General features: G+C 45.9%; 18 protein-coding genes and 1 CRISPR repeat array. Of the genes, 1 reads left to right on the forward strand and 17 read right to left on the reverse strand.

The genetic code is table 11. The features are described from left to right. Nucleotides 1-48 precede the first annotated feature (48 nt). Nucleotides 49-1,444: direct repeats of the CRISPR family, unit length 32 nt; unit sequence GTTTCAATCCACGCGCCCGCAAGGAGCGCGAC. 166 nt (nucleotides 1,445-1,610) lie between these two features. The 14 genes from cas2 to SALPA_RS04325 all read right to left on the reverse strand — a co-directional run bounded on the left by cas2 (nucleotide 1,611) and on the right by SALPA_RS04325 (nucleotide 15,864). Next, on the reverse strand, nucleotides 1,611-1,901 hold the full coding sequence (gene cas2 / locus SALPA_RS04260; protein ID WP_145090068.1) for a CRISPR-associated endonuclease Cas2: 291 nt from the start codon (nucleotides 1,899-1,901) through the stop codon (nucleotides 1,611-1,613). Nucleotides 1,902-1,910: 9 nt separating this feature from the next. Continuing rightward, entirely contained in the window at nucleotides 1,911-2,942 is a 1,032-nt protein-coding gene (gene cas1c, locus SALPA_RS04265) for a type I-C CRISPR-associated endonuclease Cas1c (protein ID WP_145090071.1), read from the reverse strand. After that, complete coding sequence (gene cas4 / locus SALPA_RS04270) at nucleotides 2,942-3,634, reverse strand: CRISPR-associated protein Cas4 (RefSeq protein WP_145090074.1); 693 nt, start codon at nucleotides 3,632-3,634, stop codon at nucleotides 2,942-2,944. The genes cas1c and cas4 overlap by 1 nt, the downstream gene beginning before the upstream one ends. Beyond that, complete coding sequence (gene cas7c / locus SALPA_RS04275; RefSeq protein WP_222428154.1) at nucleotides 3,631-4,494, reverse strand: type I-C CRISPR-associated protein Cas7/Csd2; 864 nt, start codon at nucleotides 4,492-4,494, stop codon at nucleotides 3,631-3,633. Before cas7c ends, cas4 begins: the two co-directional genes overlap by 4 nt. Before the next feature lies 1 nt (nucleotide 4,495). Beyond that, entirely contained in the window at nucleotides 4,496-6,301 is a 1,806-nt protein-coding gene (gene cas8c / locus SALPA_RS04280; protein WP_186450899.1) for a type I-C CRISPR-associated protein Cas8c/Csd1, read from the reverse strand. Then, the gene (cas5c, locus tag SALPA_RS04285; RefSeq protein WP_145090082.1) at nucleotides 6,298-6,951 is read right to left on the reverse strand and encodes a type I-C CRISPR-associated protein Cas5c; all 654 of its coding nucleotides are present in this window, start codon (nucleotides 6,949-6,951) and stop codon (nucleotides 6,298-6,300) included. The genes cas8c and cas5c overlap by 4 nt, the downstream gene beginning before the upstream one ends. 16 nt (nucleotides 6,952-6,967) lie before the next feature. Then, entirely contained in the window at nucleotides 6,968-9,232 is a 2,265-nt protein-coding gene (cas3, locus tag SALPA_RS04290) for a CRISPR-associated helicase Cas3' (RefSeq protein WP_145090085.1), read from the reverse strand. Then, nucleotides 9,232-9,792: a 3'-5' exonuclease gene (locus SALPA_RS04295; protein WP_186450900.1), complete on the reverse strand. Its 561-nt coding sequence runs from the start codon at nucleotides 9,790-9,792 to the stop codon at nucleotides 9,232-9,234. Before SALPA_RS04295 ends, cas3 begins: the two co-directional genes overlap by 1 nt. 376 nt (nucleotides 9,793-10,168) lie before the next feature. Continuing rightward, nucleotides 10,169-10,603: a PIN domain-containing protein gene (locus SALPA_RS04300; RefSeq protein WP_145090091.1), complete on the reverse strand. Its 435-nt coding sequence runs from the start codon at nucleotides 10,601-10,603 to the stop codon at nucleotides 10,169-10,171. 192 nt (nucleotides 10,604-10,795) lie between these two features. After that, on the reverse strand, nucleotides 10,796-11,101 hold the full coding sequence (locus tag SALPA_RS04305; RefSeq protein WP_145090094.1) for an AbrB/MazE/SpoVT family DNA-binding domain-containing protein: 306 nt from the start codon (nucleotides 11,099-11,101) through the stop codon (nucleotides 10,796-10,798). 170 nt (nucleotides 11,102-11,271) lie between these two features. Next, nucleotides 11,272-12,192 carry an ABC transporter permease gene (locus tag SALPA_RS04310; protein ID WP_145090097.1) on the reverse strand — a complete coding sequence of 307 codons (921 nt, stop codon included), beginning with the start codon at nucleotides 12,190-12,192 and terminating at the stop codon, nucleotides 11,272-11,274. 415 nt (nucleotides 12,193-12,607) lie between these two features. Further along, nucleotides 12,608-13,105 carry a hypothetical protein gene (locus SALPA_RS04315; protein ID WP_145090098.1) on the reverse strand — a complete coding sequence of 166 codons (498 nt, stop codon included), beginning with the start codon at nucleotides 13,103-13,105 and terminating at the stop codon, nucleotides 12,608-12,610. A 242-nt stretch (nucleotides 13,106-13,347) separates the two neighbouring features. Beyond that, entirely contained in the window at nucleotides 13,348-14,457 is a 1,110-nt protein-coding gene (locus tag SALPA_RS04320; protein WP_255450772.1) for a uroporphyrinogen decarboxylase family protein, read from the reverse strand. Between the two features lie 126 nt (nucleotides 14,458-14,583). Beyond that, a complete protein-coding gene (locus tag SALPA_RS04325; protein ID WP_145090101.1) occupies nucleotides 14,584-15,864 on the reverse strand; it encodes an MFS transporter in 1,281 nt (426 codons plus the stop codon). A 301-nt stretch (nucleotides 15,865-16,165) separates the two neighbouring features. On the opposite strand from SALPA_RS04325, the gene SALPA_RS04330 reads away from it, so the two are divergent. After that, complete coding sequence (locus tag SALPA_RS04330) at nucleotides 16,166-17,569, forward strand: sigma-54-dependent Fis family transcriptional regulator (protein ID WP_255450773.1); 1,404 nt, start codon at nucleotides 16,166-16,168, stop codon at nucleotides 17,567-17,569. A 135-nt stretch (nucleotides 17,570-17,704) separates the two neighbouring features. Here SALPA_RS04330 and SALPA_RS04335 read toward each other — a convergent pair whose 3' ends face one another. From SALPA_RS04335 to ureG, 3 genes are all read right to left on the reverse strand, one after another. Then, entirely contained in the window at nucleotides 17,705-19,153 is a 1,449-nt protein-coding gene (locus tag SALPA_RS04335) for a tetratricopeptide repeat protein (protein ID WP_145090104.1), read from the reverse strand. 200 nt (nucleotides 19,154-19,353) lie between these two features. After that, the gene (locus SALPA_RS04340) at nucleotides 19,354-20,232 is read right to left on the reverse strand and encodes an urease accessory protein UreD (RefSeq protein ID WP_145090107.1); all 879 of its coding nucleotides are present in this window, start codon (nucleotides 20,230-20,232) and stop codon (nucleotides 19,354-19,356) included. Continuing rightward, a complete protein-coding gene (ureG, locus tag SALPA_RS04345) occupies nucleotides 20,232-20,843 on the reverse strand; it encodes an urease accessory protein UreG (RefSeq protein ID WP_145090110.1) in 612 nt (203 codons plus the stop codon). Before ureG ends, SALPA_RS04340 begins: the two co-directional genes overlap by 1 nt. Nucleotides 20,844-20,847: the final 4 nt, after the last annotated feature.

Consider the following 20,847-nt stretch of genomic DNA (forward strand, 5'->3'; position numbering starts at 1 on the left):
CGCAAGGAGCGCGACTCGTGTATCATTTATTGCCTCCGATAACTGATTGTTTCAATCCACGCGCCCGCAAGGAGCGCGACAAGATAAGGAAACTGAAATTTGGCAGGATGAAGTTTCAATCCACGCGCCCGCAAGGAGCGCGACGCCGGAAGATTACTACGGTACTATGGAATATCGGTTTCAATCCACGCGCCCGCAAGGAGCGCGACTTAGCTTCCGGTTTGCGGCTTCCGAGAATTAGTGTTTCAATCCACGCGCCCGCAAGGAGCGCGACTTCATCCCTCGGCCTACGACGACCAGTAACACAGTTTCAATCCACGCGCCCGCAAGGAGCGCGACTTTTTCAATGTTGTTTCACCTACTTTCTTACAGGTTTCAATCCACGCGCCCGCAAGGAGCGCGACAGCGCCGTAACATTTCGGACACTGCTTGAGTGGTTTCAATCCACGCGCCCGCAAGGAGCGCGACGCAACGGCAAGAGATGGGATAAGTCAGCTATTAGTTTCAATCCACGCGCCCGCAAGGAGCGCGACGTTTTTGCGCATCGCACGCATTGATTGCTGAATGTTTCAATCCACGCGCCCGCAAGGAGCGCGACGGATTTAAAGTTTAACCCAAACGCGTTTTGGGAGTTTCAATCCACGCGCCCGCAAGGAGCGCGACTAAAAATAATGTCGATAAAATGCTAGTATTTGTGTTTCAATCCACGCGCCCGCAAGGAGCGCGACTTGATTGTCGCCCTGAATGGTGTCCTAAGAAAAAGTTTCAATCCACGCGCCCGCAAGGAGCGCGACCTTCCGGTCCTATCTTTCTTTCCAGCAGCTTTCTGTTTCAATCCACGCGCCCGCAAGGAGCGCGACGTCCAGCCGTTGCCGGTACACTTGTAACGTTGTGTTTCAATCCACGCGCCCGCAAGGAGCGCGACTCAGACAGTATTTTAATGTGGGGATCTAACCGAGTTTCAATCCACGCGCCCGCAAGGAGCGCGACATACTTAACGCTAATGGAATCTTTCGCCAAGGAGTTTCAATCCACGCGCCCGCAAGGAGCGCGACCTGACCTTGCTGGAGAATTTACGCCACTAAACATGTTTCAATCCACGCGCCCGCAAGGAGCGCGACCCACGGCAACAAATGCAATGTCAGTGGCACAAGTTTCAATCCACGCGCCCGCAAGGAGCGCGACAAAATTCCGTTTGAATGTTTCGGAGAGAAAGAAGTTTCAATCCACGCGCCCGCAAGGAGCGCGACGTTCTGGTGGTGGATCTACTGGCGGTAATAGTGTTTCAATCCACGCGCCCGCAAGGAGCGCGACATAAACCCATATTCTTTTTCACCTAGTATGTATGTTTCAATCCACGCGCCCGCAAGGAGCGCGACGTCCCGGCAGTGAGGTTGATGCTTCATATGTTGGTTTCAATCCACGCGCCCGCAAGGAGCGCGACTGCAAGTCTTACAAAGCCACTAAAATCAAGCTCTGCAGCCTCTACTTGTGCGAACCAAATAAAATCGCCTTTAAAATTAGTAAATTTCTTATCTAAATTGCTCAAAATCCTTACAGCATCAGCACTGCGAATATTCCGGAAAAATAATGTTCACTTAGGGTTCGCATCAGATCATCAAGATGCCTTCCGGATCATAAGCCGTCTTGGCACCAACATGCTCAATACGACTTTTCCAGTTACTTCCTAGGAAATAATAACGCAGACTATCTGTCTCAACATCAATAATCGCTTCCAAACGATGCTTAAGTTCGGCAAATTGTGTTGGATCAACGAGACATTCAAAAACCGAATTTTGCACCCGTTGCCCATAGTTTACACATTGTTTCGCCACCCGGCGGAGCCGCCTTTTACCAGCATCAGTAGTGACACTTACATCATAGGTAATCAAAACCAGCATTGTTTCTCCTCACTTCCAGAAAAATGGCGGATAATCTTCTATATCACCCCGGATATGCCGGGCTAATAGTAAAGCCTGCACATAAGGCACAAGTCCCAGTGAAATTTTTTCTTCTAAATAAGGATGCGTAATTTCTTCCTGCTTTCTTTTTTGCCAGGCCGTCAACACCTCTTTGCGGGTGTCTTCCTCCATAATCACCGCGCCGTTTTCTTTCACGACAAAACCATCGGCTGAAATCTGTTTGCGGTTGATGAGTGTTACTGCCAGCCGGTCAGCAAAATGCGGCCGCAATTCTTCCATAATATCTAGAGCCAAGCTAGGCCTGCCCGGACGCTCGCGATGCAAAAAGCCCACCTGCGGATCAAGACCAACGCTTTCTAAAGCTGCAGTTACATCATGAGCCAACAATGTATACAAAAACGACAATAAGGCGTTAATACGGTCTGTTGGTGGTCGACGGTTACGGTTGGACAGATGAAATTCTTCCTTTTGGCTTAGAATCAGCTGATTGAAATTCGAAAAATAAACCTGTGCTGCCTCTCCCTCTACACCGCGTATCACATCACCGTTACCCGCCTTTTCCAGCCTGTCCACCGTTCCCGCCAGCCAACTAATCGCTTTGTCCAGCGCCAGATCATCGACGTTTTCTTTATGATCGCGCCGTAAGCGATGCAGCAGCGCCCTGCTGTTCATGATCTTGGCGGCAATGAATCGCCGGGCCAGCCGGGTGGAAACAGCCGGATCATCCGCCCAGCGGTATTGCGCCCGCCTGAGAAGCACATTTCCTGAAATACCGCCGGTTACGCGCCCCATAAATTTGCCATATTCGGTCAGAAATGACAAAGCCACACCCCGCTCAGAGCATAGATACATAAGTTTTGGACTGGCTCCCGCAAAGCCAAAGCAAATAATACTTTCCAGATTATGCACAGGAACGCGGAATTTTGTCTCATCCTTCACTCTAATCACTACATTCTCACCGTCACAAGCCAGGTAGGCATCTGGCATAGTCACGTAAAGCGTATTCAAAAGCCGCCTCATTATTCATCCGCCTCCAAACTGCACATTCGCGCCAAATATGCCGCCACCGGACGGTGGCGCAGCATCCAATAAGGCTGGCAATCATCCACCAGCGAACATTGGGCACATCGTTTCCCCTTTTTCGCCTTGGGTGTTATGCCATCTCTGACGAACTGGTGCATTTTCTGGGATAATTCCAGCGTATGCTGCCGTAAAGCCGGAGTAAATTCAACCGCCTCCCGCCGCTTTGTTTCACCATAGAAGAGACACCCTGAAGTTATCGTTACACCGAGCATTTCTTCCAGCGCCACCGCCTGCGCACAAAGCTGTACTGCATCGCGGTCATCTTTCTTAGGTTTACCTCTCTTATATTCAACAGGCAACGGACACCACCAACCATCGCGGTCCTTCAACTGGCAGGTTTCACCATCAATCATAGTCTTACTATAGTGAAACTCCACCACATCGGCTACGCCGCGCAACGCAAGCTGCCTTGAAACGACCGGCATACTCCTCACAATCCGCACCGTCTTACGGCTTTCATCAAAGAATGGATCATCTGCCCGTTCATGCAAGTGTTTGCCTTCCACTGTCCGGACATTTTCAGCCCAGACTTGCTCTACATGAATCAGCGCCCACTGACGTTCACAAAAAGCCATATGCTGAATGCCAGACAATAATAAGTACTCTTCCGCAGATACGTCAGGTATCATCGTTCTATAATAGCGATTTCTGCAGGTTTGTCTTGATGGTTGATTTCAATTTTGTAATCGCTAAAAGCCCGGGGCGGCTTTATCTCATCCTTACGTTTTACGGTTACCAGTTCGAACAGCCTGTGTGCCGGAGCATTGCCCAGGGACGTAGCATGTTCAAAAATGATTAGCTTCCGGCTGGACATCCTGCCTCTCGCCGCCGAGTGGTCATGCTCAAACATATTCAACAATGCCTGCCAAAAAAGTTCCAGATCATCCCCGGAAAAGCCAGTCTTCTGCGCCAGCGGCGCTGAGATATAGCCCTCAGCACGATACAACGCATAGGGGATGATGTGCTTGCGCCCCATGGTGCGTTCCTTGTCGGCATCCTTTTCATTAGTAACCGCCATGCGGGTAATCGTCACTTCCTGCGGTACGATTGAGTCAATACTTTTGGCAAACCCAAATTGCACCGGGCCGCGTACCTGACCGCAATTGACCTCTGTCGTCATAACCGCACCAAAAGCGCGAATATCATAAAAGCGATTGCACATATAAGAGGTAATCAATTTGGCTTGATCTGCATCTTTAGGCAGCTTCTTAGTTTCCGATTTAAGTCCCTGCGCTTTATAGGCCTCTTCATTTACCAAATTGAGTACAGCATTTTCCCGAACATAAATATCAAACCGTTCTTTATCATCGGCCACTAAATCAATATAATTGCGGACTTTGCGCTTAAGGCATACATCGGTAACCAGTCCCTGACTGGTCTCAGGATCAATACGCGGCATATTGCCAGCATCAGGATCACCATTAGGGTTGCCGTTCTCCACCTCAAAAAAGAGGACAAATTCATACCGTTTATCTATGGGATTGCTCATTTTACTCATCCTTCCCTTCCTCTTGATTTATTTCATTTTTAGCATAATTGCCAAATTCTCGCTGATGATAGTACCCCAGGATAAACTGACCCTGTTCTTCGAGATTGAGATGTGCAGGAAAATCATTTAAACGACTTGATATTTTTTGCATTTTATTATCAATGCTTTTTCCATATTTCGATTTTTTTATATGATACTGTGATAAGCGAAGTAATAAGGGGAATACCGCTCTGGGCGTTGCTGATGCTGAAGCAAAAAACTTGTCCCGGATGCTGGCGTTAAGTTGACCTTGTGCCTCTCTTTGTACTTTCTCCAGCAAAGCAAATAACCGTCCTAATTCACGAGCCGTATTTGTAGGTTTGTCTTCCTCTAAACTCACGGTAATCATATCCTCCTTTTCATTTGGGTGTTGACTACGGTACTGCCTAAGTAAACACGCCTTAATCACCGCCGCCCGGATCATGGTCACGCCGCCATGCTCACCGCCAGTCCGGCAACGGTTGATCGCCAGGTTGTACAACGTCCGGGGATAGGGCTGACCAGACACAATGCTTTTTACCAGTTGCCCTTCAAGCAATGACGGAATATTGCCGCTATCTTCCTGTACAGCCAGAGCTTTCAATAGGCGCCAGGGCGCAATCCAGCCGCCGGAGCGCTCCATGCCGGCAATCTCCAGATCCCGGTAGTGTTGCGCAATTTTCCCAATCATCTCGCCAAAGGTACTGACCTGCCAAAAACGTACTGACAAACGGGCAGCATTAGGAGCCAGCCCTAAGAGGTAACACCGCGTATCCCCGTCAAAATCGAGTTCTTGTACCGGCAAACCTGCCTTTACGTTCTTAAGAATGATTTCAGCCTGCCGGGCAGCGTTACGGTCAATCTCCCGGGTGCCCTCACCCTCTTCCTCCCCGTCATCAAGAACCGGATTCAGACTCCAGGCCAGGGTGGCTTCTTCCCGTTTGCTCCCCTTGCGGTCCCCCCAAAATACCATGACCATATTGGCAAGACGCACCTTATTGGTCGTACTGGCAAGAAGATAATTCAACGCTGTGCCATAAGCAAACGCCGCCTTTTGGCTGACTGGGGCATTGTAGCTTTGCGATTTTCCGTAGGAAGTAAAAGAATCAATGTTAAAGGATACCACCGCCGCACCGCTGGTCTGAGCACCGGCTATACCTTTAATCAACGGATGAATCCGGGCCAAGGGCAATACATCGCCGCTCACCAGACACTGCCCTTGTATTTCAGGTTCATCTCCTGCTTCACGACTGGCCCAGGCCTCGCGAACAGCCGAAGATTCATGAATATATCCCGGTGTCCCGTCCAGTTTGAATACGACATTGCTGCCAGCCAGCAGTTCCTCCAACTTTTCCATAACAAGCGGATGAGCCAGCGCCGCTTCCGGACTCCATGCCTCTAAGAAGTGATTGACTGCTTGTGCACCCACATTTTTGATTTCAGCCAGGAACGAGGAGTTTTTTGTTTTAAACTCTGCCTGTTTAGTAACAGCACCTTGCACTTCTCCCTGTTTGTTTCGCTCAATTCCCAGCACATACGCCACACTGTCACACAAAATATTGGCGGCAACACCAGAGGTACGGCTAACCTGCTGTGGCACTAGCAAAACCTTAGGCAGCTGTTTTTTCCCTTTCGGTACGGCGATATTCCGAATATCCACCAAATTGCCCGACTCATCAAGCAATATCACATGCGACACTTTGGCCGGACTGTACCCAGGCGGCGCCACACCGGAATTTTCTTCTTCCACCAGGCGCTGATAATGTTCCGCTAAAGCCTGCAGAATCACAGTCTGTCCCCCTTTTGCAAACAGGTGTCAATAATACCGTTTTTCATGACCGGACGAAAGAAAATCGGTTCCATGTTGTTGGCAAAATCAATATCCCACAACATCCAGCCCAAATCCTGTTCCCCTATAAGCGGTGAATCCGGCACTGCCTCCTCCTGCAAAGTAAAGTGCACCGGAAACTCACGGCAGCCAAAATAGGGACGCATATGGCACTGGCCCGCCCTGGCACGTCGCGTAAAAATGTCGCAGTGCTTACCGGCATTATCTCCCTCGCCCGCCTTATCGGTCAGGTCAAAATGGGCTTCGATGACATACTCCACATCCCGCAGCACTAGCGCCGCCCGCTGCTGCCGCTCTTCGGCCGCATACTGATGAAGATCAATCGCGCCACCTGTCATGGCTGTTTTAACATTTCTTGCTGAAATTTTATGTTCTACCTCATTGCGTCGGATAGAATCAAATTTGATAGGTTTTAATACATGAATGCGATCAATCCGCCAAACCAGAGCCGGTTTCCAGTGAATGGCTTCAAAAATCCCTCTGGCTGCCGATGGAGTTATCACATCATAACTCACCCGTTCGGCCTTCATCTCGGGCCGGGTAAAGCACGCATACTCTCCCCACACCCTAAGCTTCACTCCATATCCCATGTCAAGCTCCTTTCGTTTAGAATATCCATACGTCCTGCGCTGCTTTCACCTCCCCGGCATCCTTCAGACCAAAGCAATCGTCATAAAAACTTCGATCTGTTATAAACCGTAAAATCCCGCCCACAAGTTTGATGGCCCGGTTTTTCTCCAGAGCCGCTAGTTCGTGCTGATATATCTGAACCACATAAGGTTGCAGGCTCCGCGCCCGGCTGGCAGGAAACGGATGATACTCGGCCTCATCCATTAACTCTTCGGCCCGTGTATCCCAGGGAACAACAACAGGGAAGGTGGCACTATCAATCAGTTGAAACTTCTCAGCAATCTCAGGAAAAGGGAAGGCCAGTTCCCTTTTGCCTGCGTCCAGACTTTGGATGATACCCGTGGCATCCAAGTATTTTTCTTCTTCTGAAAAAAATTCACGAAAATAGAATTCGATAGCTTCCGGCGACTGGACATCCTCGCTGTTCCTGGCAGCCCGGCGCATAACCTCTTTAGCAATACTGGCAACCTCTTGAAACCTCCCCCGGCTTGGCATACCATGTTTTTCCGGGTCAAACACGATCACCCTGCCACCTTCCGGTCGCCGTCCTTCCCGGTTGCAGCGCCCTGCCGCCTGGGCAATTGAGTCCAGTCCTGCCGCCGCACGGAACACTGCCGGAAAGTCCACATCCACACCGGCCTCAATAAGCTGTGTTGACACTACCCGACACGGCTTGCCTAGTTTTAGCGCTTCCCTGATAGCATCCAGCACCTGTCTGCGGTGAGCCGGACACATACGGGCTGACAGATGGTAATTGCCTTCAGGCATTAGCTGCTGCAGCCTGTCAAATAATAGCCGTGCATGCCGCCGGGTATTGACAATAGTGAGCACCTGCTGCTTGTCCGCCATAGCAGCCGCCACTTGTTCATCAGTCATTGCCCCGGCGTATTCCACTGTCACCCGCTTAAAAATCTGCTGCAACTCTTTAGGATTAGGCATAATTTCTATCGGCGTAAGTCCAGCAGGGAGCAATGGCTTGACTGCCGGCTGAGTCGCTGTGCACAACACTACCGTTGCACCATAATTAAGCACCAGTTCTGCCAAAGCCCACAGGCAAGGCTGCAAAAATTCGACAGGCAGCATCTGTGCTTCATCCAGAATAATAACACTGTTAACCATATTATGTAGCTTACGGCAACGGGAGCCTTTGTTGGCAAATAGCGACTCAAAAAACTGCACTGACGTTGTTACCACCACTGGCGCTTCCCAGTTCTCGCTGGCCAAACGGTGGGCTTTCTCATCAGGATTCCAGTCCTCAAAAGACATATCCGGATATTCAAAGCTGCTGTGATGCTCTAGCACCACCGGTTCAACAGCCCCGACCTCCTCCAGCGCTTCCCGGAAGACCTGAGCATTCTGCTCTATAATGCTTGTATAGGGTATAACATAGATCACACGTTCTTTCTCATATTTCACCGCATGATTAAGGCCAAAGGCCAGTGAGGAATAAGTCTTACCCCCACCTGTTGGCACCGTCAGGGTAAAGAGACCCGGCGCCTGCTGCGCCATTGCCACGCAATTGGCCAGAATGCCCTGACGGGCGGTATTGATCGTGGAAGGCTGCTCACGGCTGCGCTCGCCCAGCTTATCCAGTTGCACATTCAGCCGCGTCAGCAGTGTTGCCAGAGAAACGGTTTCTGTTCTTGCTGCCGCCCTGTCTGGCGTCATAAAGCTTTCTGTATCTAAATAATCAGCATCTACCAGACAGGAATACAGCATGCGAATGAAAAAAGCCCGGCTGAAGGCCGCCATATTTTTTGTTTTAGGGATGGGTATACTTGATAGATCTGTTTCCACTAGCCCCGGCAACACAAGCTCCTGTATATAAGCCTGATAGTTAGGAATATCCGTTTTCTTCAAGCGGCCTGGCAGGTTTTTTTCATTCCCTTTAGCACCGTCGGGCAGACCGCCGTGATGTCCAGCCACGGCGTAGGCCAGTGCACCGCCAACCATTGGACCATACCATTTATAGACAGCCTGCGCCCCAGCTGTCGCATGATCCACTTTGGCCGATTTGCGTTCGAGGCGGTTTTGAAACTCCACGGAATATTTGCCTAGATCATGGACCAGTCCGGCAATGCTCCCCAATTTGCCTGCACCGAATTTTCCCGCCCGCTCTTCAGCCAATCGCGACACTGATTGTAAATGATCTAACAACAGCTGCCAGTCCGTTTTGGGCAGCACATTTTTGGTCACAGGGTCTTCTTTTGTGTGTCCATAATATTTCCGCTTATCTTCCATTAATAATCACCACCAAACAGATCAAGACTCTCCTGCGCCGGCCGGTTAATAACATGATTAATTTCCACATGCTGTTGTCCGGCCCTCAGTATGATCTCTGCGCAGGCTTTCGCGTCACTGCCCGCATCATGATGAGTCAACGCCACATTAAGGTGAGCAGCAACCGTTGACAACTTGTGATTCCTGAGCTTAGGCCAAGCGCTTCGCGCTACCGCCAACGAATCAATAACAAAAAACTCAGGCATAAACAGACCATAGTGAGCCAGCGTTGCCGCCAGCACACCGATATCAAAATCAGCATTATGGGCAGCGACAATCTGATGTTCAAAAAACGGCCTGATCTCCGGCCAAAGGCCAACAAATGTCGGTTGGTTTCTCACCATTGAATATGTAATGCCATGCAAATAGGAAAAAGTGAATACTTTGGTTGGCGGCCTAATCAGCCAGGACTTTTCCATCACAATCCTGCCCTTCGCCACTACGGCTACGCCCAGCTGACAAGCGCTATGGCTTTGCAAATTGGCTGTCTCAAAATCAAACGCAATAAAGTTTTTCCTCACAGCATCCTCTCCCTTGGTATTTATTGTCTACTTTCTCGCAAGATAGTTTACTTTCCTGTAATTTTTTGCCTAAAAAGATTATTTTTGTAAAACCACTTATAATATCTATTATCATACATGTAATTGAAGATGTAAATTCAAATACTAGCATATCCGAGTCGCTCTTGCAATCATAAACTTCCAAGAGACAACTCGGAATAATCTAGCATTCCTACATCTAATTGTTTCAATCCACGCGCTATCCCATTAGCACGACACTGTAAATTAGTATATTGTAAAACATTTTTTTAGTCAAGAAAGCCTGATTGCTATCCAAAATTCTTACATCATCTTAATCACAAGCAAGCTATCCCTGAGCAGAAAAGCATACAATTTATCACAGTTGCTTTCGTTTAACTCCACGGAACTTATCAAAATGATTATCAAAAGAGTACACTGGTTGATCGGCGGCCTTTGCTTTTGCAGCAACAATAGCATCAGCCCAGTCAACACCCTTGATTTCATAAAACTCTAACGCTTGCGCAAGTGTTGCTGTTTCAGTCTCTGTTTCAATTCCCGGTAACCGTATTAAGGCAATTAAAGCTTTGGCAATGTCTGCACGGTTATGTTTATAATAACTTTGCAACACAAATACGGTTTCGATAAAAACCGTATCACACAAAACTAAACTTTCTTCGCCTTCAGTGGCCCGTTTAAACAAATCACGTGCTTTACCGGCATGATCTCCGCCATCGCCAACTAAAAATCTTATTATGATATTTGTATCAATCCTACTCTTCAACATCGTATCCAAATCTTGTGGCTCGTTCATTTGACGCAGCCCCCTAAGCTTTCGATTCTCCTATTTTTAGAATTCAATTTTTACTTATTCCTACTTTTAATTGAAGTTCATAAATTTATATTAGCATATTCAACCTGTTCATGCAATCATAAATTTCCAGGAGATAACTCAGAATCGGCATAATATGTGACTAAAACCGCAATTATACTATTTGTATTACGCCTACTCTTCAACATCATATCCAAGTCTTGCAGCACTCTCATTTGACATAGCTCCTCTAAGCTCTTTGATGTTCGCGGGCTTCATCGGAGCCACCGGTTTTAGTATCCCAAATAGATCATTGATTGTCGGTTCAGGTTCGATGACGATTATACCGTCAGGTTTAACAAAAATATTAATGCGTTGGGAGCCCCCTGCCATAATGCCCAGGCGCTCACGGACTGCTTTTGGCAAAGTAACCTGCCCTTGGCTGCTCACAGGAATGCGCCGAAATTCAACTAACCGACTAGTATGTTTTACCGTATTCATAATATTACACCTCCGAATACACACTTGATCTTTAAAAATTAAATTTTATTTACTTGTTTATTCTATACAATATTTTAAATATCAATGCATGTTTTAAATAAAAATGTGTTTATCTTTATTTTATAATAAAAATAAACACTCGTAAACAATATATTATATATCTTTGCATCTCATTTATTTTTAATGCGTGGATCTAAGAAAAAATACATCATATCAGCTGCCAGATTACCTAAAATAACCAACAAGGTAGTAAAAAGGATGGAGCCCTGCAATAGCGGCAAATCTCTGGTCTGAATGGCATTAACCGCAATACGCCCTATTCCCGGAATGCTAAAAATAGTCTCGGTTATAACTGATCCCGAAAGCATGGAAGCAACTTGGATCGCCATAACCGTTACTACCGGTAAAAATGAATTTTTGAGCGCATGGTTAAAAAGAACAGCAAGAGCTGACAAACCTTTGGCTCTAGCTGTTCGAATATAATCGTTGCCCATAACCTCCAACAAGCTGGAGCGAGTTAAGCGGGCAATCGTCCCTGCCGCCCCCCAACCCAAAACCACTGCAGGCATAATAAGACAAAGCGGATTATCAAAACCCGAAACAGGCAGCCAGCCCAGTGTAAAGGCAAAAATGTACTGCAATAAAAGGCCTGACCAAAAGACAGGCATAGATACACCGAGTAACGCACTACCCATAAAAAAATAATCAATAACAGAATATTTTTTAACAACAGACAATATTCCTGCCGGAACCCCGACCACCCAGGAAAAAATCATAGCCGCTGTTGCCAATACTAAGGTATTAGGAAAAGCATCTAACAGTAATGTCGCAACAGGCCTGTTCATCTTATAGGAAACACCAAAATCGCCATGCAGTGCATCCCATACAAAATTAAAATACTGTACATAAATTGGCTCATCCAAATGCATTTGAGCCCGCACCCGCGCTATCGTATCAGGATCAACATGGTCATTCATCATCAAGGTCACCGGGTCCCCTGGAACAATATGTAAAAGTATAAAGATAAGTAATGTTACCCCTAATAATATTGGAATGGAACTGATAATACGTTTAACAATGAATAGTACCACTTAGTAATCCTCCCGCCAAAGAGCAAATATATTTCAAATTATAACAGAAAAAATAAAAAAACCGTGTATTCGCATTTCTACTATTCGAACTTTCACGGCGTCTTTGCCTCTATCTACGAATTTTTTTAATTTATAAGCACACTTTTACTATTTTATCAATTTACCATGTAAGATTATACCATGGTGTCCAACTTGAGTCAAACAAACTCATAAAAGTTAATACAGAGTATTTTGCAGTTGAACAAACATAAACCTGGCTCTTTGCTGTAATAATGTATTGCACATTATACAGCAAAGAACCAGGTTTTCTATGCAAATAATCGCCTGTTCTCTACGAGACCCAGCAATATATCTGAGAATTTGAATCCTAAAGCGCAGGAATACACATGGGAATTATGCACTGCACCGCGTTTGGTTAAAATTTAAAGGTTGCACCAACTTCAACTTGATCTTTATCGCGGCCTTCATCAGGCATAAAATTGGTATATGTAACATTGAGATCAACATTGCTAGCTAATTGAAAAGCAGTACCTATTTGTACTTCCTTAAATTCATCGCCGGCAATAAACGCAGCAGATCCGTCAATTTTCGGCGCTAATGCCCCCTGCAGACCTAACCCCAGATACATCTCTGAATCATGATAATCAAAATTCCGATTGCCGACAATACCTCGGACATTCTGGGAAAACTGATACTGTCCGTAAACGTCCTTCATATCACCATAGTAATCACGGTCGCTGGCTTGATACCCAAGCGTAAAGCGGTCACCAAATTTATGTTCAATGTAAACCGTGTCACCAGTTGCGCCAACCGCCGTTTGTTCGTTAGCCAGGTTATTGAGTGGAGCAGCAGCAAAACTTGTGCCTGCACTCAAAACAAGAAACGACCCTAAAATAAGTAAACTCTTTTTCATTTGGAAAACCTCCATCACATTGTAATAACTCTACCAAGTATTCCCATCTTCGATAAAGCTTTTAGGTAAAGTAATTTACCTGTGTAATTATTTACCTAAGATGAATATACCACGCAATTTTTAGAGTTTCTTTAGAATTTGTTTAATTATCTATATTTAGAAAAACTCAGCAAAATCCGTTCTCAGTGTACTGCCTTGAAAAGGCGGCAACTGCTCACTGGTGATGGCGGCAGGATAAAGTATTATTTACCGGTAGCGGCAGCAACCATAGCCTTAACATTTTCAAATTTCGCATTTGGCGGTATCGTACACCCGGAAGCAAGAATAAACCCTTTTCCCATATCCTTAATCAATTTGGTGGAATAGTTATACACGTCGTCAGGAGTACCAAGAGCTAACATGGCAGCCGGGACATCCCCCTTAATACACATGTGGTCACCAAGAACCTCTCTCACTTTATAGATGTTGGTAGCGCCATCGCACTCAAAGATGCATTTCTGTTTAGGTAAGGTTTTGAAAAATTCCAAATCGCGTTCCCAGTTACCGTCAATGTGAAGGTCGGCTACCGCACCTTCTTCAATAATTGCCTCAGCAGCTGCCTTTAGATACTTCCAGACAAATCGTTGCCAGATTTTCGGAGAAAAGAATTCACTAGCGCCCCGAGCCGGTGACATAAAGACAACTAAAGGTTTAATGGCTCGTATTTGCTGGCGTAAATCTGCCAGATTTTCTTCAAGAATGACATCTAAAACAGCCTCAACCTTGTCAGGCATTTTAAACATATCTCGCATCAATTTTGGAAATGACCGCCCGCCACCCAAAAATTCATTAACTGTGGAGGATGCTTTGGGGGAATATACCAGATAGCCGGCAGCCTCAAAATCTTTGATAAATTGCGGAACATCTGCCAATTGGGCACGGATCGAATCAAGATCAAAGCCAATTCGATTTTTCAAATAATCCTCGCTAAAAGCTTTCCAGCCTTTATTCAAAATGGTATCATAATCTTCCACTGTCATCAATTCCTGCTCATCAAGCTGCCACGGAGTATCATCAGGAAGCTCACGCCCAGGCAATTTGACTTTCGAATAAAAAATTAACGGAAAAATTGTGGCTGTCGCATAAGTGCTACCTGTTCCATCCACATCGCCTAAATCTTTAAATGATGATAAAATTGCCTGATGCGAGGCTTTCATGTTTGAGACAAATTCTGATAGCTTCATGCCTACATGCTTAGCAAAAACGGCATCTCCCGAAAGTATAACCGGTGCACGATCGGTTTTTTCAAAGGCAATCGTTTTTTTCAATCTTTCAGTACGTTCCGCAAGTAATTGTTGTGCTGTTTTCATCATAATCTACTCCTCACTAATCCAAAATTATATTTTCATATGGTACCATACGCCGAACACCAACGTACCGGTCCCATTAAACCGCAGCCAGCTTCCACTTTAGCTACTTTACTATTACGTTCCGAATCGCTAACCATTTTCAGAACACTTGGCAGCCGGCGGCTTAGGCATAGTTGCAAAGATCAGACAAATAATCCCTGCCAGGCCGATAGCCGCATTAAGCTGAAATGCCGGCGTATAACTCTGAAAAGAATCAAACAATTTCCCTCCAACTACACCGGCACCGGAAACAACGACAGCAGAGATTGCCTGCAGCATGCCATTAATCTTAGGAAAGGCCGCCGGACCAAAAAAGTTGCCCAGCATGGTGTTTTGAGCCACAAAAGACCAGCCAAAACCCGCACCATAAAACACAGCTGCTACATAGGCTGCCATCAGCATGCCAGGAGCAGCCTGGACAGCAAGATACGAGCCGATAAAGTAACAGCAAATGCCTAACATGAAGACATAGCGAGCCGCCATTCTATCCATGAGCCAACCACTTATCAGCCGTCCAAATATCCCCCCCATGGTAAACATCCCCATGGCAAACGCCGCATCTGCCGACGAAATTCCTTTGCCTTTCAAATGCATAATCCAGTGGGCGGTAAAAAAGAAAAACGGCCATTGACTAGCAGCCGCAGCCAGCACTGTCAACCAATAGGTAATCGACTTATATACATCAGCCGGTTCCCAGATATACTTCGTCACTAAGGCGTTGGTTACAGGCGTTGCTGCTACCGTTACCGCCGCAGCTTGGCCATCAGGAACTTGGCCAATATCCTGCGGACGTTCTTTCACAAAGAACCAGGCAATCATAGCACTAATAACAACAATTCCGGTAACTACCAGCCAGGCTAACCGCCAGTTGCCCCCATTAGCTGCGATCAGCTGGTTCATGGCCGGCGCACCAATAAAGCCAGCGAAGCCCGAAGCGGTCATGGCCAAAGCCATGGCTCTTCCCCGGAATGTAACAAACCAGCGGGTAACGGTTGTCGATAATGCCACAATCGTGCCAAAACCAAGACCGCAACCAACCAAAAACCCAAACCCTACTAAATACTGCCAGGGTTGCGTGGCAACCTGCGCCATCCATAATGTACCAACGGCCAGCAAACCTGAGCCAATAACAAATGTCCTGCGAACGCCCCACTTAGTAATTGCCATCCCGACAAGAATGGCCGACGTACCAACAAATAAATTCAACAACGAAAAACCTAAGCCGTAAGTAGTGCGATCCATGGGTATTTCCTTTAGCATGAAGGAATTGATAACAGCACCGCCGTACAGCGGAAAACCCATATTGAGCAAGTATAAGGTCCATAACACCCCAACCAGCTTCCAACCATAAAATTTTTGCTCACTCGCCATGTATACCCCTCCTTTTTTTTATTTGCGCATTACTATAAAGCAATTTCCATGCCAATAATTGAAAACTCCCATCACTACTGCTTTCTACAGTATTTGTAAAGTCAATTAACACAATTATATTGACTATTTTGCAACATCATTTTGTGAAAAGTGACTATTTTGCAACATTTTCTTATATTCTGAACAATATAATTTTTCCGCAATAGAGGAAGGAATTTGTCTATACAACGTCGTACCTTATAGTTACTTGGTATAAAACAAAATGCGTTTTGACGATCTCATATTGGGAGGGAGGTGTTTTATGCCTCAAAACTCAATTTGTTTCATGCCGCAAGAGGTTGACAAATCTGCTAACCCAACCAAAGAAAAGATAATCTTCGTTACCGACAAAAAAGGCTATCTGCTACTTTCCAATACCAAAGCAGCTTTAACTATCGGCGTACCTATGGAGCAATTACTGCATTTAAACATGCGCGAACTTATACGTAATGGCAATATCAGTACCTCTTATACACTGCAGGCCGCCCAAAACCGGCGTATCGAACAGGGCTTGGTTACAACTAAATTCGAAGCGGAATTATTAGCAATAAGTACGCCTGTTTTTGACAATAAGGGTGAGCTCCTCTATCTGTTAACTACCTGTGTGCCAAACCCATCCCGCAACGTAACCCCAATAAGTAACCCCGGCCTGAAAAATGTCCAGACAGGTACTTTCCGTGGCTTGGTCCTAGCCCCTGAGAACATTGTCGCTGAAAGTAGCGCCATGAAGTCCATACTGCGCATAGCATCGACAATATCCCAGACCGATAGTCCAATTGTCCTGTACGGAGAATCAGGCACTGGCAAAGAAGTACTGGCGCAGTATATCCACCGTCAAAGCAACCGTTCTGCGAAGGCGTTTATTGCCATAAACTGTGCTGCTTTATCAGAATCATTAGCCGAAGCAGAGCTTTTTGGTTATGACAAAGGGGCATTTACCGGCGCTCATGCTCAGGGAAAAATCGGCTTGATTGAAGCAGCCGATGGCGGAACCTTGTTCCTGGATGAAATTGCTGAATTACCCCTTGTCTTGCAGGCTAAGTTGCTGCGTGTTTTAGAAGCAGGCGAGATTCGCCGCGTTGGCAGTTGTATAAATCGCACAATTGATTTCCGACTTATTGCCGCAACAAATAAGAACCTAAAACAGATGACCGAAGAAGGAACTTTTCGCAAAGATCTTTTTTATCGCCTAAATGTACTCAGCCTGTTACTGCCGCCTTTACGTGAGAGACCGGAAGATGTTGCCATGCTGGCCCTGAAATTTCTGAAAGATTTTAATAGTAAATACAATCTGAGTACCAACCTGGATAGTAACACGTTAAGCACTTTTCAACACTATGATTGGCCGGGAAATGTGAGAGAACTACGCAATGAGGTGGAAAAATACGTAATTGCCAACATCCAGGACAATTCCACTCAATTCTTAGCGGCAATGTCCGGCATGGCAAAACAGATTTCACAGCCCAACTGCGACTATATGAACTCACAAGAAAACTATGGTCCACTAAAACAGGCCATGCGCCAATTTGAAGAACAATATATTGATAGTGTTTTAAAAGTATGCAATTTTCAAATGGGCAAAGCAGCCGATCGACTAGGCATTTGCCGAACAGTACTGTATCGAAAAATGAAGGCCTTTTCCGAAGCAAAAAGATCACATCTGTAAATGTAAGCAAAAAAATCCGTACCTGCTGAAAAAAGCAAGTACGGATTTTCCATTGTTCCGTGTCTGCGAGAATTCATCTCTAAACTGGTAATTTTTACTTCGCCCCCTCCCAGCACTGATACCTAATTCATTAACTTACATCAGCTCTTCCTGTAAAGCGTTCTTAACTCTATCCACTACTTCTTGCCAATCACCAAGCTTACGCTGCCGAAAAAGTTTAATTGCCGGATACCATGGACTATCTTCTCGCTCTAATTGCCAACGCCAATCAGGATCAAAAGGCAAAAGTACCCACGTCTTTTTCCCCATAGTTCCTGCCAAATGCGCCACAGCTGTATCAACAGTTATCACTAAATCAAGAGTTTCTATCAATTCTGCCGTGTCCATGAAATCAACAAGTTCGCTTGAAAAATCGCTTACCTTGTATGCCGGGCCAAGTAAGTCTTCCGCTCTGGATCCAACTTGCAGGCTGATCCAGCTAACACGGGAAATGTCAAACAAATTATGAAATACAGCAAACGGGATTGACCGCTTCGCGTCGTTGAGATGCTTGGGATGTCCAGCCCAAACCACTCCAACCCTGTACATTTTATCATTGTCGACCTTGCTCAGAGTTTCATTCCAAGTTCTTGCAGTTGTACTTTTAACCGTTCCATAGGGAACAGCCGGCGGAATGGTTTCCGTACAGGTATTAAATATCACTGGCAGGCTAAGCAAGGAGCAAACATAATCGTAGTGCGCTGGTGGCAGACATTCGCCTGTATAAACTGTCAAATCAGGGTATGCGGCCGATAGCAAACGTTCCAATGGCTTTTGAACCCATAAACTCGTTCTCGACGCTAATTTTTCGACCATTGGCGCATATCTGACAAATTGTAGAGTATCACCAAATCCATATTCCCAACATAGTAAAATACTGCATTCCGTTAAATCTTCTCCGTGCCAGTGCGGTATATCAATCTGCCTATACCCATATCTTTTTCGCCGTGACTTTTCGTATTTTTCCCACCCCTTCTCAAACTCTCCCCGTAATAAATATAAATTCCCTAGTGAAAAATTTGCTTCAAAATAAGTAGGACGTAGCTCGACAGCCCGACAAAGATGAACCTCTGCTTCTTGGAACTGCTTAGTAACTCTCAAAAATGTACCAAAATTATAATGGGCTTCCGGAAAATTCGGCTTCAATTGTATAGCACGGCAATAGGCTGCCTCTGCTTCAGCTAGCTGGTACGTCGCTTCTAAAACAATGCCTAAATTATTGTAGAATGCCGGATAATTAGGCTTACATTCAATCGCTTTACGAAAACATTCCGCTGCTTTCTGCAAATTACCAAAATCCATTAAAACTAAACCCAGGTTATTATAAGCATGCGAATCATTTGGATTCAGTTCAATTGTTCGACAAAAACAAGCTTCTGCTTCCTGCAAGCGATCAGTATTTTTTAAAACCAGGCCTAAGTTATTATAGGCCGGTGCATATTGTGGCTCTAACTTTATCGCTGTACAGAAGGCCGTAATTGCATTTTCCCAGTCGCCCCTTCTAACCAGTTTTATTCCTAAATCCAAATACCTCTTTGGCGTCATAGGCTTGCTCCCTGCTATCAATTAATTAACTAGGCTTGCGTTGGCCGCAAGTCCTGGCATTCCTGGCAAAATCAAACCAGCGGGTAATCACTTCGCTGGTCTGCAGGTCTTTATACTATAATTCATAAATTTATTCCCTTACTTATCGGATTAATTTATTGTGATTGTGTTTGGTAAACTCTCAGCCATAGCAATGATTGTCAATATTTTCGCCATGGCCAGGCAGCTTCATTAAATAAACGCTTGCGGAAAACCTGCCATAACTCTTTGAAGGCTTCTTGAATATTGTCTGCATTACGTCCTAATGCACGAAAACAATAGGCCTCCTTGGTGAGCTTAGTACCTGCTAATAGCACACCGTATTTGTTAGCTATTTTTTCAAGATAGCCTTCCTCTACTTCAGTATTTCGCTGCAGCACATAGCCTATTTCCTGCTTGACGTTAGGGTTAATAACCCAAAAAGTACCAGTATGCGTATAGTCATGTACCAGGCCAAGAGGGTTGTTCCATGACTGTAGCTCAATCGGAACGATTGACGGCTCAAGCACAAACCGGTCACTGAAGATAAGCTCCCGGTCAATATAGATATTGGTCTGCTGGTCCAGTTTGCTATAGGCGAAACGCTCCTGCCGCGCTGAACGTCCGGGAGCATTAATTTCCCAAAACAGTACCGATGCCTGGCTTGAAACCAGGATATTGGTCCTACTTAACAGGCAGCTTTCCGCAAAGGGAATGATAACTTCCGGCATATACTCCAGCCGCGCACCAGCCTCTACACATATTGTTGTAAACTGCTTGGAAAAGTTGCGCTTGGGGGAACGGAAAACCTTTGTAGCGCCCTGCCCCATTATGACAGCCTGCGCATTTTCTTTCACCCGTACATAAATAGAATGCTGATCTCCTTGAAGAAGACCAGCGGCAGGATTCATGATAAAAAAACTTACTGTCTGTTCACTGACAGGATACAGCGGACTAGATACCCGGAGCGGCATACGCTGCCTTAAAGAACTAAGCACACTACGGCCATTTATTGCCGCTACCTCAGCTTGAACAATTCCCTGCTTTAACTTGGCTAACATCAGGCAATATCCTCCATAATGACATTGTGACGAATCCAAGACAACACTTGCTGCAGTCCCTCTTCGGTTTTTAAATTTGTAAACAAAAACGGTCTCTCACCACGCATGCGTTGAGAATCGCTGGCCATAACTTCCAGGCTGGCACCAACATACGGGGCCAGGTCAATTTTATTAATAACCAGCAGGTCTGAGCGAGTAATGCCCGGGCCGCCTTTGCGGGGAATCTTTTCTCCTTGCGCGACATCAATAATGTAAATGGCCACATCGACAAGTTCGGGGCTAAAGGTTGCAGCAAGGTTATCACCGCCGCTTTCGACGAAAATAATTTCCAAGTCAGGATGACGCTCTAGCAACGCTTCCATTGCTTCCAGATTCATCGAAGCATCTTCCCGTATGGCTGTATGGGGACAGCCGCCTGTCTCGACACCAATAATACGGTCAGGCGGCAAAATACCGTTGTGACAGAGAAATTGCGCATCTTCTTTAGTAAAAATATCGTTAGTTATAACAGCTAAGCTAAAATCGGCCGCCAAATAGCGGGTTAGTTTTTCTACCAGCGCTGTTTTCCCCGCACCTACCGGACCGCCTACGCCAATTCGAATGGGTTTCATACCC

Source organism: Sporomusa sp. KB1 (genome assembly GCF_007830295.1).
In the GTDB taxonomy this organism is placed as follows: Bacteria; Bacillota; Negativicutes; order Sporomusales; family Sporomusaceae; genus Sporomusa.